The sequence below is a fragment of the Ruegeria sp. HKCCD6119 genome (assembly GCF_013110585.1).
Taxonomy (GTDB): domain Bacteria; phylum Pseudomonadota; class Alphaproteobacteria; order Rhodobacterales; family Rhodobacteraceae; genus Ruegeria.
Window position 1 is genome coordinate 34169 of sequence record NZ_WVQV01000017.1, and the last position, 15464, is coordinate 49632.

Sequence of the window (15464 nt, forward strand, 5' to 3'; positions counted from 1 at the left end):
ATTTGGGAACAATGCAATTGTGGGGGTGCGCTACCGAAGCTTCGCTAATATAGACAAAGAGCGAATTGAGTGAGAGGGCAAATCATTGAACATTTCAATTTTTTCATTTTACAACAACAAAGGTGGCGTAGGAAAAACCACCCTTTGCCAAAATGTTGCTTGTCTTTATGCAGAAGCAAACCCTGATGAACAAGTAGTAGTCATAGACCTTTGCCCACAGTCAAATATTTCCCAGTTTCTTTTAGGCGGCGGTCACAAAGGGTACATAGCTAATCAACGCCTTCAATCTCAAGCGTCGCGTCGAAACATCGTTGGGTTTATGGACTGGCTAGTAAGCGGTAACTCTGGTTTTACCAGCACGCCATCAAGCTATTTGGTGCAGGTTAGTAGACACAATCCCATTATATCAAACAACCTACATTTGCTCGCAGGCGATACGTTTCTGGAGTCTCTGACGCTTGCGTTGAACTTTGCCACAATGAACCCTGCTAACGTTAACGCGTGGAGCGAGTTCGTTACGGCGATCCGCAGGCTTTGCGAACTCGAACTTCAAAGATCAGACTACTCCTCAATGAAAGTATTTATTGACTGCAATCCAAGCTTTTCAATCTACACGCAGATGGCCCTAGTCTCATCCGACTTCTTGGTCGTTCCAGTGATGGCTGACTATAGCTCGATTGAAGGCATCAAGGGTATTTTGATGCTGCTCTATGGCAAGTACCCTTCCGCCGCTGTTCGAAACTACGCTCGGAATGTCCTGACGTTTTCTAATCAGATCCAAAACAACAACCTTCGGCTTCCAACAATATTTGAGATTCCATTCAATAGTTATACAAGTAATTTAGGCGCTGCGACTGCGTACAATGCTGTCAGAAATGAGATTATAGACTTTGGGTGGCAGCAGTATCAGGCTGATTCAACAATTTTCGCGCCCACAGGGTCAGCACCGATTACTCGCAAAGAATGGCAAAGTCTCTATTTCTCTGATGTCAAAGACTTTCACACATCCGGGAAAGTATCCGCGAGCTTAGGTATCCCATTGCACCGCTTGCCAGATCAAAGCAACTACATCATGCCCGATGGAACCCCCGTATCCGTGCCTAGAGGGAACTATCAGGAAGCGCTCCAGCACGTGCAGGATTTGGTCAGCAAAATATAGACGAGCCAGACTTCTATGTAACATGTAACCAGTTATCATCTCTTGTCCTGCGATAAGAGCCTACAGGTTACTTCCGTATCGAAAAGCAATGGTTGTCCGGCGCTCGAAAACAGACGTCGAAGCGGGTCTGTTGAATATCCGCTTCCGTCCGCTCAACTGCCTTTTGTCATGGAATGCCGAACGACCGGATTGTGCGGATCGCGACTTGCTACATTAGCATCGGATCAACACGTAGTCGACGGCAGCTAAGGGTTCGAAGCTGCCGCCGATGCTGCAGGCACATTCGGCGGCTAGTTCTTTGCTACATGCCTAAGATATAAGCCTCAGTGTTCGGGATCTAATTAAACCCACTCATGGACCGCCAACCTTAGTTACCAATGGTAAAGAAGCGATCCAAGTTTTCAGCTTGCTGGATTGAAAGGCGCGTGGTGCATTCAGCCAATACCGCGCCCCAGCCCGAGCCCCCTTTATGCCAACCGACAATATTGTCTTCGGAACACATTTCATTCGCGAACTGAAGCCAGAGGCGCTGAGCAGCGCGCAGATCGGCTACCCCTTCCTCGTCTATCCCCGCTTCGTCCTGAGAACCCAATGGTCCTTGATTCATTATGCGTTGATAAACAGCGTTCAGATGTTCGTCCGCTCGTTCCAAACCGATGTAGTTACAATACTCGTGAGGGGACACTGCGGCTCCTCCGGGTATGTAGAGACCTTTGCTTTCGAGAACTTCCTCCAAGTCTTTCACGCACTCTTGAATGCCCGATATGACACATGCTTCGCGATTAATTGAATCGCTTTCAAAACACTCCTCAACCTTGAGATAGGATTTGTCGTATTCGGCGGCAGCTGCCTCCGAGTCATAGGCATGCGCACTGGTTCCCATAATCGTAAACCCAATTGCCAGTATCCGTTTAAGCATATGTATTTCCTTACAATTTATCACTTGAGATTGACCCAGCATTCCCCACGCGGGTTGCTGTTTGATGGGAAAATGGTCGGACGGGACTTTGCCGTCAAGCACTTCTTGTGGTTGATCGATGTGAGGCGCGTACCCGCTCCGCCCGCATCACGACTCTCCGCGTAAGAAAATTAAAACGTGTAAGCGAAGGTCCTGTTGGGGGGCTCAACCTGCCCAAATGGATACGCCACAATAGAGGCGGTTACTTGTCAGTGGTTTACGCAATGAATCGATATCTGTTCTTCGCTTCATGCAGCTTGTTTGCGGCGCGCTCAGGATCAGCCTGTACATTCTCTGCGAGCCTGCCCCCTACACTTTCCATAAATTCACCCAGCTCACTTTCCTGAGTATCTTCCAGCGCGGCCAGCGTGATCCCAAGGCCCGCCATTTGTGCTGATATCAACCTAATTTGCTCAGTACGGTGTACGTGCTTAATGCTTGTTGCATCGACGTGGCTGCGCATTTCCAGCAGGTCATCCTCTGACGACGCGGCAACCAAGTTCCAGATTTCATGATTGGACCAGCGCGCGCGGTTTCCATCATCAGGATCAGGTTCACAGTAACGTATCTTTTTTAATGCCTCTGCGATGACATCGCCGAACATGGCATCGAACTGAGGCCACGTCCTGATCTGCCAACGATCTTTGAGCAAGTCCTTCCCCGCACGCACCTCAACGCGCCACACGCGCCTCTGAGACGCATCAGAAGGTTCCAAAGGAGGCAAACCATCCCGCTCTAGGTTGGTGTTCCAGACATCCCACCAGATCGGCTTTTTCTTATCAATCACTTCGCGACGCTTGTCATAGATGATGACCTGCCGTCCCGGCATTTTGCCAACCGTGACAGATGTGAACTGACCAGATTTACCGTTGCTGCGCATGTCATCTTGAGCGGTAAGATAGTCAGCGCGGTTGGTGTGGCTGTGAATGACGAAGTTTTCAGGAACAAGTTCGAATTCCGGCGCGAGAATATCGACGCAGAAATCGGCACGACTGATACTGACCTGATGCGACTCAAAGCGGATTCCAAGCCTAGTTAGGGTCTTATCTATGTAGGAACGCGCGTATCCGAGTCCTTGTGTCGCTAGAAGAGTTGAACCAACCGAAATCCGAATGCCCCAAGGATCGCGTGCATTTGGCTTCTTGAAGGACCAATGGACATCCAAAGGCCCACCTTTGAGGATAAAGCGATACCCGTTGCCGCCATGTGGCAATAAGTCGAAATCCGCACCTCCGTAGTTGAATGGGACGGGATGCCGCTCTTCTTCGGCTCTTTCCCTTTCAGTGTTCAGCAGGTCGAACAACTCCTGAGAGATACTCGCCTGAATTGAAAGAGCGATAGTGTCGAATCCACGGTGAACAACGTGCATTTCTTGGGTCTCCTTGAGTTCCGGTATTTCCAGAGGGGGGTGCTACAATCACCCCCCTCCTTCGGCGAATGCCGCGCGATTTGGTTGAGGTTGGGAAAAGGGGCGGGCGCTAAAGCGCCCTTCGATAGTGCCTCCGGCGGGGCAGCTATTGTTTTGGGGCCGGGCTGAACGCCCGGCGGATATCATTGGCTGGCTGCTGCCTGCTTGCGCGAAATCCAATTCTCTGCACGTTCCGCGCATTTGGCGACGTTCAGAAGATCATTGTGAGAAAACGCGCTGGTGGTGCGCCAGTCGCCCTCCCCGTTCTTGTAGGACCGTGAAATATCGACGGAGAAAAACCCGTCGTTGTCCCAGATCGTTGCGGTGATCAGCCCGATTTTGAATTTGAAAGCGGGTTGCTGTGTCATGGAGAACTCCTTGTTTGAATCATTTGGCAGGTACAGAAAGGGCGCGGGGTGGCGACACCCCGCGCCCCTGAGAGCCATCCGGCCCCAAAATCCCGCTCAGCGCTGCCAACTCTGAACGGGCAAAACTCAAGTGTTAGGAAGGTGCGGCGCTGGTATTGGCGACGCGCTTTTCAGCGATCCATTTTTTCAAGTCACTGCGCGTGTAACGGACAGACCGACCAGAGACCTTTACAAACATAGGCCCACCACCTCGAACACGCCAATTTTGCAATGCGCGTACGGAATAACAGAGATAGTTGGCGGCTTCTTTCTCGTCGATGAGCCGGTCGAAGTAGTCAGGGTCAATCTGTGCTTGCATGGTTGCCTCGCTGCATATCGTTTCATTGCAGCCAATATGCAGCGTAGGTCCGTATCAATCTAATGTCATATATGGCTCAAAATTTGTCCATTTATGACATCCCCTATTTTTTAAGGCCAAACACGCGCAATGTCGCGTTTCCGAGAGTGTGTGACGTCGGGAACTTGTGATTCTGATCGATCCAGAAAAACGCATACATGAAACTGAAGAAGTCGCTCTTGTAGGGCTGTTCTTCGTCCAGTTCGTCATAGCGATAGGTCTTTATTGGATTGCGTCTGGTGTAGTGTTGGAACACTTTCGCAAGCTGTTGGATTGTATCTTCCAAGCTTTCATTTTGTTTAGGGCGGGCGCGTGGGCGCTTGTGATGGTCCAGACCTTCTTGGATCAGGAACGCTATCTCGGGGAGATTCCCTTTCAGGACGTCAATCAAATACTCTCCGTAGTCCAGCCCTTCGTGGTCAGCACCAATCGCGTTCTCAAAATAGTCTTCCGGCTCATTCGCCATTCCAACTTCTTCAATTTCCCATTGAATAGAAGGAGGCAGGTTTGAGAGTTGGTCCAGCAAAGAACTGACGGTCTTGTCTAGCTTGCTATAAATCGCTTTTCGCTCTTTTGCTGGAAGCGGCTTTATTCGCCGGTCTTTGGGGCGATAGTGTCGAGCAATATATTCAATATCCGTGGCAAAGCCCTTAGCGACGGGTAACGGTAGTTGCATCTGGCTCCACATATGCTCAAGGTCCAGTTCAAGCTTCTTATCGTGATTGTCCAGCATGTGTTCCAAGCCTGTATGATATCTTATGGCCGCTTTGTGGTGCCCTATGTAACGTAACCTATACGTAGGGAGCTCAATTCTTTGCCATTGTCCCTATGTAAGGTAACGTTATTGGACAACCATCAGTGCTGAGGTTCCCCTATTTTAGGCAGCGACCGCTGAGTTTCTTGAGCACGACCATTGAGGCGTGTCGCACTGTTCAAGAAGCAGATGTTGGCAAAGCGCCATAAGAAAAGGGAACACACCTTCATGCTCCCCTTTCCTTGTTGCTTTAACCAGTCACGCCGATTTGGGGGCAATTCTTCGTCTGCATGGCCTGCGTGATGGCGTCGTAGTTCCCTTTCCGAGCCAGCGCCACTGCTCCAGCGTCCGCGGCGACATGTGCCACCGCTCCGCCAGCTGATCTTGTGTCAACTTGGGCATATCAACCTCAATTGCTCACTGCGGCACGAGGAAGTTCGGTCCGCTTCTGTTGAACAAAGTGAGGGTTCGGATCTCTAAAATCTGTGCCCGCCGCCAATAAAGGCGTGACACATGCCATGGCTAAGTTATTGATATTATGTGGCTTGAATCAGAAAGGTGTGACCCATCCGCAAAATGCGTGACCTTGCCATCCAAATCGCAGGGATTCAGCGGCTGCAAATAACCCGAAAGCTGACGTTAATCAAAAATGCTTGGAAGACGGCTTCGAGCCCAAAGTGGGCAAAATGCTGCGCTGAATCTGTGCCCCGGTCTAAGCTCTTGAAAAACTGTCTGTCGATAGTTCAAGTTCATCAACAAAGCCACGCTGATTTAATACAACGGGACCCTAAATGCGGCTAATTAGGATTTTATTGATTGTGGTAGCGTTGATCGCAATCGCCATAGTAGGGTTAAGGTTGGCGTTTCCTCTTCCTGAAGAAAACTTTTCTGAGTTGACACATAGACAAGGTGCCGATTGGGCCGGACCCTTGGGAGCAACTATTCAAAATGCTCTGGATAGGAATCCAGGGCTCGACGGGGTGCGGCCTTTGGGAAATGGACGCGCCGCTTTTGCGGCTAGGGCCATACTTGCGAGGGAAGCGACATCTTCAATCGATGCTCAGTACTACATTTGGCAGGATGACGTTACGGGCCTGATGCTTCTAGACGAGCTTAGGGCAGCAGCCGAGCGAGGCGTACGAGTCAGGTTGCTGGTCGACGATAACGGCATCTCCGGATTGGATAATTTGCTTGCCGAACTGGACGCTCTGCCCAGTGCGAGTGTGCGCATTTTCAATCCGTTTACGCTGAGAAACCCCAAGCTTTTGTCTTACGTATTTGATTTCAGTCGCCTGAACAGACGAATGCACAACAAGTCTATGACAGTAGACGGCGTGGCTACAATTGTCGGCGGACGAAACATCGGTGACATTTATTTCGATTATGGAACTGGAACGCACTACCTGGATGTAGATGCGATAGCCATTGGGCCAATTGTTGAAGAGGTTTCTCAATCATTCGACGCGTACTGGAACAGTGCTTCATCCTATGACGCGGACCTTTTTTTGGAGCCTCCGCTAAAACAAAGCCTTCAAGCCATGGCCGACGCAGCGCGTCAGACTGCTGCTGGCGCCGGCTATCAAAAGGCGATCCAGGAAAACGAACTGGCCGACCGAATAGCCGCACATGATCTGAAATTCGAATGGAGCGAAGTCACCCTTTTTGTAGACGACCCGGCGAAAGGTTTGGGGGAAGTCAAAAGTGGAGACCTGATCGTCGAACAACTGATCGAATTCGCCAATACATCACAAATCTCACTAGACCTTGTATCGGCGTATTTTATTCCCGGCGAAAGAGGCGCTGATGTTCTGCGATCGTTGGCTGAGTCCGGAGTAAAGGTGCGCGTTTTAACCAACTCTTTAGATGCTACGGATGTGATGCCGGTTCATGCGGCGTATATGCGATACAGGGATGATCTTCTGAACAGCGGTGTAGAGCTTTTGGAGCTGCGAGCCTTGCGACAGGAACATCGCGATCGAAGTCTACCAGAGATTCTGGCCGGATCAGCATCTGGGTTGCACGCAAAAGTTTTTGGGTCTGATAGAGAACGGGTTTTTATTGGCTCATATAATCTGGATCCCAGATCCGCACGTCTCAACACTGAAATGGGCCTCATGATAGAAAGTCCAACAATTGCTGCTTCGCTCGCTGAGCAATTGAACAAGCCCGAGTTTTCGTATCGCGTCGAGCTTGACGACAACGGCGAGATAATCTGGCTGCAAGTAGAACAAGACGGAACAGTTACCGTTCACACCAACGACCCGGAAACAAACGGCTTCCAGCGCGCATTGACAGTGGTCGTAAGGTGGCTGCCAGTCGAGTGGATGCTCTGACTGCTCGACTTCTAACAGTCAGGTTTTTCTCAGTCGTTCAAATTTTGATATTCGAGCTGAGGGTGTCCGCTGAGAGCCCAAAAGGAGCCCATTAAAACGATTGAGCAAACCGAGACATTACAGAGGGACGAATGAGAATATCCGCCCCTCTCACCGAGGCACTCGCTAAAAAATCTTCGTTTCCAACAGTCTAAAACCAGCTACTGCAGTGCTTTGCTGATGAAGTCCTCAACCACGTTGGACATGTCGAAGGACTCACCCCCTTGAACCGGAGGGTGGTCCGCAAGAGATCCCAAGTGCATGCCCATAAGAGTGCCCATTGGTTGGATCAGCCAGGACACTTTCTGCATGAGATGCCCGTAAGAATCGACTGAATCGAAGCTCTCGAAAGGGTCCATTCGGATATTGAAGACCAAAGGAGCACCGGTGCGGGCCGCAACGGGATCGTAGTAGTTTTCCTTGGTGGCAAAATGGAACTTCCAAGGTCCCATGCGAACCGCCATGAGGCGTGCTTCGTAGTAGTGGAAGATATGAGAACGGTTGGAATGCTCCTGCTCACCCTTCCAATAGCCGAGGTTGTCAACACCGTCGATGAACTGTTGCTCCTGCTCCATAGCTTGTGCGGCGATGTCCTCGATGCCGGCAGCGCTCGCCAGTGATGTAAACATATCCTGATGTCCCTGGATGCCGTTCAGTACCTTTCCTGCTTCCAGAGTGCTTGGCCAACGGATCATTGATGGCACCCGGACTCCACCTTCATAAGTGGTCATTTTTTCACCGCGGAAAGGAGTGGTCGCACCGTGAGGCCATGAAGAATGCTCTGGCCCGTTGTCTGTCGAGTACCAAACGATTGTGTTCTCAGTCAGCCCCTGTTCGTCTAGCCAGTCAAGCACGATGCCAATGTCATGGTCGTGCTGAAGCATGCCGCTGCCGTGCAAGTCCGCTTCTGATGTGTATTTTTCGGCTGCGTAGCGCCATTCGTCATTTAAGCGAGTATAAAGATGCATGCGGCTGGTATTGAGCCAGACAAAGAAAGGTTCGCCGGCCTCTTTGGAAGCGGACATGAAGTCCAGCGCCAAAGGGATCACTTCACCTTCGTCGAAGTTTTTCATCCGGTCTTGGGTTAGCGGCCCCGTGTCCTCAATGGTCTGCGTTCCTACCTTGCCAAATCGCGGATGCTCAGTCGGATCGTCGGTTTCCGAGGCGAAGCTGTGGATTACTCCGCGTGTGCCATACTGTTCTTCATAGGCTTCCAACGAGCCCGCAAACTCCTCTCCAAACCGCTGGTAATCGCGTTGTTCAGCCTCTTCCTGCGTGTTCAGGTGATAGAGATTGCCGAAAAATTCGTCGAAACCATGCATTGTCGGCAAGTGTTCGTTGCGATCACCGAGGTGGTTTTTGCCGAAGTGGCCGGTGCGATAGCCTGCCTGGTTCATGTAGTCTGCAAGTGACGGGGATTCCTGCTGCAAACCTAATGGAGAGCCGGGTTGACCCACGGTCGTCATGCCGGACCGAATTGGATATTGCCCAGTGATGAAAGCGGCACGCCCTGCCGTACAACTTGGCTGGGCATAGTGGTCCGTGAAACGAATGCCTTCGTTTGCGATCCTGTCAATATTGGGCGTGGTGTATCCCATGGTGCCCATACCGTACGAAGACAAGTTCTGCCATCCGATATCGTCACCCCAGATCACCAAAATATTGGGACGTTCATTTTCTTGCGCGATTGCGGTATTGCCAATTGCCGTCAAAGCAAACAAGCAAATCAGTTTTCCGAAATTCATTGGAGTCCCCCTTATTTTGAAAACAAGCTAGGTCACTGATGATAAGGTTCTTGAAAATTTCAATTGCCCCACACGGTGCAATTCTTTTAAATTTTGCGAATGTTACACAGCATATTGCTTGAACGCGGATGGCTTGCTCTACAACCTGAGAGCTTTCAGCAAGCTGTTGTGGCGGCAGGCCAGATTCTGCATTTTGAAGGTGGAGAAACTATATTTTCCGTCGGTGATCCACCCGGCGGTGCTTACGCAATACTCCGAGGCGCCGCCGCCATCGAAATCGCGCCAGCCAGAGACGGGCCGCATTTCGTACACGTTAGTGCACCCGGAGCATGGTTAGGAGAAATATCTTTCTTCACGGGAGAAAAACGGCGGATCACATTCAGAACTGTCGCAGCGGCTGATCTGTTTTTCCTACCGCTCGACGCCATGGAGCGTCTCTCTAAACACGACAGTGAAGCTATGCGCCGATTTGCGCAGATCACCGCTCAGAACGTCGACACAACATTCCGCAAAATCGAGATACTCCTTGATCCCGACCCCATGCGACGCATCGCTGGGACGTTGTTACAATGTCGCGGCGAAATGAAACGAGGCCCCATCTTCTTGTCGCAAGCGGACCTTGGCCGCATGGCTAACGTGTCGCGAAACACTGTTGTCCGTACTTTAAAGGAGTTTTCGCAGCGCGGCTGGCTGCGTCCTGGATACGCCCGAATTGAAATTCTTGAACCAAGCAAGCTGGATCGATTCAATCGGAAAACCTAGGCTCTCATACTATCGTCAGCGCAGTGCTTCGAAAGGCTGTTTTGTCCGCGAAGCAGACATTGACTTGATGAACTTCCAATAACTGCTTTGCGGACGAAGCGGACTTTTGATGTGATCGCTCCAAAGACAGCTATGCGCCCAATACAGACATTACATTCTCACATGCAGGAAAGGTAGCGAACCTTAATTGCGGGGGCAAACACGTGGCTTTGTTGAAAGCTCCGCTCTAGATCTTAACATAAATCCACTTCTTATTGGCAGAAAGCTCGGAGCGGAAAGCTCCGAGCCGCGTTCCCTACCATCAGGACTGACTAAGTTTCTTGAGTTGCAGGAAGCTCATCACCGCAAGAAACGCAAAGAATGCGGGATCCGACCAACCAAAGCCAGTGAAGATACCTGTCAGCGCCGCATATAGCGTTACGACAAAACCAAGTGCGTTGGTTGCCATCAGCCCGGTCAGCAGCTTCCGGGCGGTTGCACCGTCGGTCACATCCCTAAGAAGAAAGCCAATAATGGCAATCCCTCCAAGAAAAATGCTGTTGTGCTGCGACAGGAACCAGGCGTAGCGGTCATTCAGCTCCAATCCGTAGTTTGGCCACAGAAAACCAGGCAGAAAAAACAGCGCAAAGGCAAACAACGCATAGATTGTGCTGTGAAGGGTCAGGAATGTTCGATTGCTCATTTGAAAGCTCCTTGTATGTGCGCAAGTTTAAGAGGGATCCTGATCAGACTACCTCGCGCAAGGGGGCGTTGGTGATTGAGCTGAGGTCTTCCATGATATCAAACACATGGTCCGACGTTACGGTGACACCGATTGCCGCCAGACGCTTCACGTGCATCGCCTTGTAGGTTTCCAGGGCGGCGAGATCCCGGAACAAATAGGTCGAACCGAAATCACCACTGCTTTCATCAACGGTCCAGATTTTCCAGATCACACCAGCTTCCTGCGCAATGCTTTCAGCCAACCGCTTAGTGCCCTCGGCAAATTCTTCGGTCATGGGGCCGTCATATGTCATGTGTAGGTCCCAGATTTTCATCGTGCTCATCAGCTTTGTCCTTTTGACTTTCTCGCTCCGGTTTTGCGTGTGGCGAAGCGTGTGGTTTCCATTGCCAAGCAAGATAGTCAGGGATATTTGTTAGATAAACAGCCATTTTTAGATCGCGATGTAAGGAATATCTAACAATGAGGCGAAATGAGTTGAACGACGTGTCGATATTCGTGGCGGTTGCTCAAGAGAACGGTTTCCGCGCGGCGGCTGAAAAACTGAAACTTGGAGCGGGTTCGGTAAGTGAAGCTGTCCAGAGGTTCGAAGATCGCCTTGGCGTGCGCCTGATCGAAAGATCGACCCGGGCCATCGCCCTGACCAAAGCGGGCGAACTTCTTTTTCGCCGTAGCCTGCCAGCAATCAATGATCTGGAAACAGCACTGAAAAGTATTCACGACCTAAACGAAGATCTGTCGGGCACGCTTCGGCTAACGGCCCCGACCGCCGCGGGCCAATTGTTTCTGGATGCCCTAATCACAGGATTTGCAAAAGAACATCCGGCGGTGGCGATTGAACTAATTTATGACGAAACAAAAGTCGATCTCGTAACCAGCGGGGTTGATGCTGCTATCCGTGCTGAGACCCTGCTTGATCCTGATACATATGCCATCGCAATTGGCCCTACACTGAAGATGACGATTGTCGCGTCCCCCGAATATCTCGCCAATTGCCCGCCCCTAGAGAAACCGGCCGATGTGGCGGCACATAGCGGGGTCTGTTTTGCTATTACAGGTGCTGACAAGCTGGCCCCGTGGGTATTTGCAGGCACAGACGGCCCCTATTCGGTCATGCCGCGTCCCAAGATCGTCACCAACGACGTGACCTCCATCCTTGAAGGCGCAAAGGCGGGGCTTGGGCTGGCCTATATCTTTGCAAGCTCTGTCGAGAGCTTGCTGGAAGACGGCAGGTTGGTTCAGGTTCTGGAAGGCCAGACCGCTGATTTGCCCCGGTTCTCCCTGAACTATCTATCCAAGCGCAATATGCCGCCCCGTGTCAGAGCTTTCGTTGATTATGCGAAACGGTGCAATCCTTAAACAAAATCGCTAATCTCTGCACTATCAAACAAGTTCCGTTTCTTGGAGCCGAATTGAAGCTTGGTGGAGCATCATCAAGGGTCCAGTACGGGCCGATTCACGGAGCTTTGCAAAGCCCGATTTCTGCCCAAAACAGTCATTGGAACATCGTGCAGTATCCGGAAAAATGGGCTCAGAACAGCCGTTCGCTGCGTTCTGTATGGATGACCGTTTTGCGGACGAAGCTGACATTCTGGCTCACCCTGTGTATCCTGACGGCATCGATTAGGGAAGCTTCAATATGACCAATCCCAACGAAGTCGCGCACCATTACCATTCCGGTCACTTGCTCAAACGGATTTCCGATGGTTGCGCAGCACTGGACCTGACCCCGCCAATTTCCCACGACGCTTTGGCGCCGGTTGACGAGTTTCACATTGGCGGGCGTCTCGCGACCGAACCTTTTGTGAAAGCTCTCGGCCTTTCACCTGAAAGCCGAGTTGTCGATTTTGGCTGTGGGCTCGGGGGTCCGGCACGCTATGTGGCGGCGGCCACCGGGGCGTATATGACCGGTGTCGATTTAACCGCCGAGTTTGTGGAAACCGGTCGCGCTCTTACAGAATGGACGGGCTTGTCACACCGAGTTCAACTCATCGAAGGCAGCGTGTTGGAATTGCCGCTGGACACTGGCTCCATGGACGCCGCTTACATGATCCACGTCGGCATGAACATCTCAGACAAAGTCGGCATCGCCCGTGAGGCGAAGCGAGTGCTCAGGCCAGGCGGAATTTTTGCGATTTACGATGTTATGCAAGTCGGAGAGGGGCAAATGGACTATCCCGCACCCTGGGCGTCATCTGCAGATCAAAGCGCACTGACTTCTCCGGAGACATATGAAGCTGCTTTGAAATCTGCCGGTTTCGAGGTGAGTGACCGGATCGACCGCACTGCATTCGCCAAACAGTTCTTTGCAGATCTGGCAGCTGCGCAAAGCCGTTCAGATGGCCCTCCACCTTTGGGTCTTCATCTTATAATGGGCGATGACACCGCGCTTAAGGTTCAACATATGGTCAGGAATATCGAACGTGGTTTGATTGCCCCAATTGAAATCCACGCGCGCCTTCCAGTTTAGCTGCTTTGACTAACAGGTCAGGTTTGGCCTTTCTTAAGTGGGGTGGCGGTTTGTGGTAATCTTCCATAAGCAAATCGGGGAATGCTCATGGCTGAAACAGCTCTGATTACGGGTGCCTCAAGTGGAATAGGCCGGGCAACGGCCATCGACCTGGCTTCGAAAGGGTGGAACATACTCGCGCATGGACGCCGCGAGGACGCGCTGCAAGAAACAATTGCCATGGTTGAGGCCGCAGGTGGCACGGGCGAATGGTTTGCCGCAGAAATGGGCGACATGACTTCTGTGGCCGCTCTCGCAGACTGGGCGCTGCAAAGCGAGCGGTTGGACGCGATGGTTCACTGCGCCGCCAAGTTCACCTACGGCGCTGTTTCGATTGACCGCTTTTCAGATTGGGACACATCCATCGACCAAGTGCTGCGGGCAACCATCAGACTGACCGCGCATGTCTTGCCTGCGATCCGTGAAACAGAGGGGGCATTTGTCTATATCTGCGGGCCTACATCCTGGCTGGGCTGGAAAAATCACGCCATTCATTGTGCCCTGCGGCATGCGCAGGCTGGTTTCGCCAAGGCTCTGTTCGAAGATGTCCGCGAAGACGGTGTTCGGGTCACCCTTGTGCACCCGGGGTTTGTCAACACTCCAGACGTGTCCGACGCAGGCAAAGACCGCTCCAAAATGATTCAGCTTGAAGAAATTTCAACGCTAATCTCGACTGCAGTAATGCTGCCCAACAACGCCTGCGTCACGGAACTCACAGTGCGCCCCCAAAGGACGCCATATCTGTAACAGGCTCTATCTGGTTGGTCGTTCAGAAAGTGCTGACCCACGCGCACAGCAACATCCGCCAGGGCCCGAGGCCGATAGCAGGTGGTCTGCTTTACAACTCCACCAGGTCGTGGTGTTTGATTGACCGAGCTTCGACAAGTGCGGCTTCTGCCGGATCGATGTGGGGGCTTTCATAGTCCTCCCCTACAAACGCCTTTAGAGACTCCAGACTGTCCCAAATCATCACAAAGCTGAACTCTCTCGGGGAACCTGATCTTGCGGCGCCCGGAAAGACTTGGACGACGCCCTCGGTCCGTTTCATCAATGGAATGGCAGTTTCGTGAAAGAATTTACTGAACTCTTTCTCGTTGCCTGGCCTCACAAGCACCTAAAAAATCCGCATGATCATGTGTGCATCCTCCAACAACGGCGATGCCTGGATACTTGCCTGCCTAAATCGGGCGCATCGTAGCACAATTTTTTTTGCGCGTCCGTAAGGGCTCGGAGCGGTAACCACGCCCTTTCAAGTGACGGCTGGTAAGACGAGATAGCACCATCAAAGTCGTTGAGTGGTGGCCCCAGCATTGATCAAAGCTGCCATGCCCCCATCGACGAAGCGAACATGTTGGAACCCCATTGAGGTCAGGACGTTTGCTGCGGCAGCGCCACGATAGCTTGGAGCGCCGCCGCACGTTGTGAAGATCGTCCTGGTTCGGTCCTGCAATTCCGAACTCCGATACTCGCTCTCCAGATCTGCCATCCAAGCAACTGCGCGGCCGGGCGCAGCTACAGCATTTGGGTACACACCGGTGGCGTTCATTTCCGCGGTGTCCCTTACATCGACCAAGAGTACTTTTTGGTCATTCTCTAATGTTGCGAGTGCTTCGGCAGCGGAGATGCCTTCAGCAGCCGAAATTTCCTCTTCTTCCATTTGAGCAAATGTGCGCGCCATGTCGACCTCCAGTCGTCTGTGCCAGAGCACGTTTCAGACGTTCACGGGTTTAATCAAGGTCGCCAGATAGGCCCGTGTTTCACCATCCCAATCAGCAGGATTTTCGTCATGAGCAACTTGCGCATGAAGTTCCATAAGTTTCCAAACTTCATCCTTGGTCTCGGCGACCACGCTTGCGGGACAGGCCGCCATCCCTTCACAATCCCGACAAGCATATGAAAACGCGTTCGCCATCTAGTTTCTCCCCTTTGTTTGAACCGAGAATAGCAGATTGGGCATTATTCACCGAATCCGGCAGTTAGATAGACTGTTTGTGAGACGTGGTCATCGCTGTGAAAGTCGCCTTTGGGCTCGAAGCGGAAGATTAACGGGAGATTCCGAAAGTCTGCTTGGGAGCGGCGAGCGGACGATCCCGCCCGCCTAAATCGTTAAAGATCGATACGTTCGGCAATACTAAGCGCGTCTTCAAGCTCGACGCCAAGGTAACGCACCGTACTGTCCACTTTGCTGTGACCGAGCAGAAGTTGAACGGCACGTAGGTTTCCGGTCTTTCTGAATATCAAAGCCGCTTTGGTGCGCCTAGGGTCAGGACTCATAACCAATAAATGACGGTTGCGGCGAGGGCGATGGCGG

General features: G+C 51.8%; 16 protein-coding genes and 1 pseudogene. 6 read left to right on the plus strand and 11 right to left on the minus strand.

The window, feature by feature from the left end; all coding sequences use genetic code 11:
- Positions 1–85: 85 nt before the first annotated feature.
- The gene (locus GS611_RS20350; RefSeq protein ID WP_171638466.1) at positions 86–1159 is read left to right on the plus strand and encodes a ParA family protein; all 1074 of its coding nucleotides are present in this window, start codon (positions 86–88) and stop codon (positions 1157–1159) included.
- A gap of 367 nt (positions 1160–1526) precedes the next feature.
- Here GS611_RS20350 and GS611_RS20355 read toward each other — a convergent pair whose 3' ends face one another.
- The 5 genes from GS611_RS20355 to GS611_RS20375 form a co-directional block, all read right to left on the minus strand.
- Complete coding sequence (locus tag GS611_RS20355) at positions 1527–2078, minus strand: lysozyme inhibitor LprI family protein (RefSeq protein WP_171638468.1); 552 nt, start codon at positions 2076–2078, stop codon at positions 1527–1529.
- Positions 2079–2334: 256 nt separating this feature from the next.
- Entirely contained in the window at positions 2335–3486 is a 1152-nt protein-coding gene (locus GS611_RS20360; RefSeq protein WP_171638470.1) for a hypothetical protein, read from the minus strand.
- Between the two features lie 182 nt (positions 3487–3668).
- Positions 3669–3893, minus strand: coding sequence for a hypothetical protein (locus GS611_RS20365; RefSeq protein WP_170326242.1), 225 nt, complete (start codon positions 3891–3893; stop codon positions 3669–3671).
- 133 nt (positions 3894–4026) lie between these two features.
- Positions 4027–4251, minus strand: coding sequence for an AlpA family transcriptional regulator (locus GS611_RS20370; RefSeq protein ID WP_171638472.1), 225 nt, complete (start codon positions 4249–4251; stop codon positions 4027–4029).
- Positions 4252–4354: 103 nt separating this feature from the next.
- On the minus strand, positions 4355–5023 hold the full coding sequence (locus GS611_RS20375) for a hypothetical protein (protein WP_171638474.1): 669 nt from the start codon (positions 5021–5023) through the stop codon (positions 4355–4357).
- Between the two features lie 839 nt (positions 5024–5862).
- On the opposite strand from GS611_RS20375, the gene GS611_RS20380 reads away from it, so the two are divergent.
- Positions 5863–7377: a phospholipase D family protein gene (locus tag GS611_RS20380; protein ID WP_371732308.1), complete on the plus strand. Its 1515-nt coding sequence runs from the start codon at positions 5863–5865 to the stop codon at positions 7375–7377.
- A 200-nt stretch (positions 7378–7577) separates the two neighbouring features.
- On the opposite strand, the gene GS611_RS20385 is transcribed toward GS611_RS20380, so the two are convergent.
- The gene (locus GS611_RS20385) at positions 7578–9161 is read right to left on the minus strand and encodes an arylsulfatase (protein WP_171638478.1); all 1584 of its coding nucleotides are present in this window, start codon (positions 9159–9161) and stop codon (positions 7578–7580) included.
- A 99-nt stretch (positions 9162–9260) separates the two neighbouring features.
- On the opposite strand from GS611_RS20385, the gene GS611_RS20390 reads away from it, so the two are divergent.
- The gene (locus GS611_RS20390) at positions 9261–9923 is read left to right on the plus strand and encodes a Crp/Fnr family transcriptional regulator (RefSeq protein WP_171638480.1); all 663 of its coding nucleotides are present in this window, start codon (positions 9261–9263) and stop codon (positions 9921–9923) included.
- A gap of 301 nt (positions 9924–10224) precedes the next feature.
- Here GS611_RS20390 and GS611_RS20395 read toward each other — a convergent pair whose 3' ends face one another.
- A complete protein-coding gene (locus GS611_RS20395; RefSeq protein ID WP_171329884.1) occupies positions 10225–10605 on the minus strand; it encodes a hypothetical protein in 381 nt (126 codons plus the stop codon).
- A gap of 43 nt (positions 10606–10648) precedes the next feature.
- A complete protein-coding gene (locus tag GS611_RS20400) occupies positions 10649–10969 on the minus strand; it encodes a monooxygenase (protein ID WP_171364712.1) in 321 nt (106 codons plus the stop codon).
- A gap of 137 nt (positions 10970–11106) precedes the next feature.
- Here GS611_RS20400 and GS611_RS20405 point away from each other — a divergent pair, with 137 nt between their 5' ends.
- The 3 genes from GS611_RS20405 (at position 11107) to GS611_RS20415 (ending at position 13900) form a co-directional block, all read left to right on the plus strand.
- Complete coding sequence (locus tag GS611_RS20405; RefSeq protein WP_171329880.1) at positions 11107–12003, plus strand: LysR family transcriptional regulator; 897 nt, start codon at positions 11107–11109, stop codon at positions 12001–12003.
- Between the two features lie 280 nt (positions 12004–12283).
- Positions 12284–13114, plus strand: a complete 831-nt coding sequence (locus tag GS611_RS20410) for a class I SAM-dependent methyltransferase (RefSeq protein ID WP_171638482.1) — start codon at positions 12284–12286, stop codon at positions 13112–13114.
- A gap of 87 nt (positions 13115–13201) precedes the next feature.
- Positions 13202–13900: an SDR family oxidoreductase gene (locus GS611_RS20415; protein WP_171638483.1), complete on the plus strand. Its 699-nt coding sequence runs from the start codon at positions 13202–13204 to the stop codon at positions 13898–13900.
- 535 nt (positions 13901–14435) lie between these two features.
- On the opposite strand, the gene GS611_RS20420 is transcribed toward GS611_RS20415, so the two are convergent.
- The 3 genes and pseudogenes from GS611_RS20420 to GS611_RS21050 form a co-directional block, all read right to left on the minus strand.
- Positions 14436–14831, minus strand: a complete 396-nt coding sequence (locus GS611_RS20420) for a rhodanese-like domain-containing protein (RefSeq protein ID WP_170780946.1) — start codon at positions 14829–14831, stop codon at positions 14436–14438.
- A gap of 33 nt (positions 14832–14864) precedes the next feature.
- The gene (locus GS611_RS20425; protein WP_170745557.1) at positions 14865–15065 is read right to left on the minus strand and encodes a DUF1059 domain-containing protein; all 201 of its coding nucleotides are present in this window, start codon (positions 15063–15065) and stop codon (positions 14865–14867) included.
- Between the two features lie 194 nt (positions 15066–15259).
- Positions 15260–15464, minus strand: a pseudogene (locus GS611_RS21050) (hypothetical protein); the annotation flags it as partial.

Coding starts and splice junctions, on each gene's coding strand:
- GS611_RS20390 (WP_171638480.1), top strand. CDS start 9,261: ATGTTACACAGCATATTGCTTGAACGCGGATGGCTTGCTCTACAACCT.
- GS611_RS20375 (WP_171638474.1), bottom strand. CDS start 5,023: ATGCTGGACAATCACGATAAGAAGCTTGAACTGGACCTTGAGCATATG.
- GS611_RS20420 (WP_170780946.1), bottom strand. CDS start 14,831: ATGGCGCGCACATTTGCTCAAATGGAAGAAGAGGAAATTTCGGCTGCT.
- GS611_RS20385 (WP_171638478.1), bottom strand. CDS start 9,161: ATGAATTTCGGAAAACTGATTTGCTTGTTTGCTTTGACGGCAATTGGC.
- GS611_RS20415 (WP_171638483.1), top strand. CDS start 13,202: ATGGCTGAAACAGCTCTGATTACGGGTGCCTCAAGTGGAATAGGCCGG.
- GS611_RS20410 (WP_171638482.1), top strand. CDS start 12,284: ATGACCAATCCCAACGAAGTCGCGCACCATTACCATTCCGGTCACTTG.
- GS611_RS20425 (WP_170745557.1), bottom strand. CDS start 15,065: ATGGCGAACGCGTTTTCATATGCTTGTCGGGATTGTGAAGGGATGGCG.
- GS611_RS20400 (WP_171364712.1), bottom strand. CDS start 10,969: ATGAGCACGATGAAAATCTGGGACCTACACATGACATATGACGGCCCC.
- GS611_RS20405 (WP_171329880.1), top strand. CDS start 11,107: ATGAGGCGAAATGAGTTGAACGACGTGTCGATATTCGTGGCGGTTGCT.
- GS611_RS20360 (WP_171638470.1), bottom strand. CDS start 3,486: ATGCACGTTGTTCACCGTGGATTCGACACTATCGCTCTTTCAATTCAG.
- GS611_RS20395 (WP_171329884.1), bottom strand. CDS start 10,605: ATGAGCAATCGAACATTCCTGACCCTTCACAGCACAATCTATGCGTTG.
- GS611_RS20355 (WP_171638468.1), bottom strand. CDS start 2,078: ATGCTTAAACGGATACTGGCAATTGGGTTTACGATTATGGGAACCAGT.
- GS611_RS20370 (WP_171638472.1), bottom strand. CDS start 4,251: ATGCAAGCACAGATTGACCCTGACTACTTCGACCGGCTCATCGACGAG.
- GS611_RS20365 (WP_170326242.1), bottom strand. CDS start 3,893: ATGACACAGCAACCCGCTTTCAAATTCAAAATCGGGCTGATCACCGCA.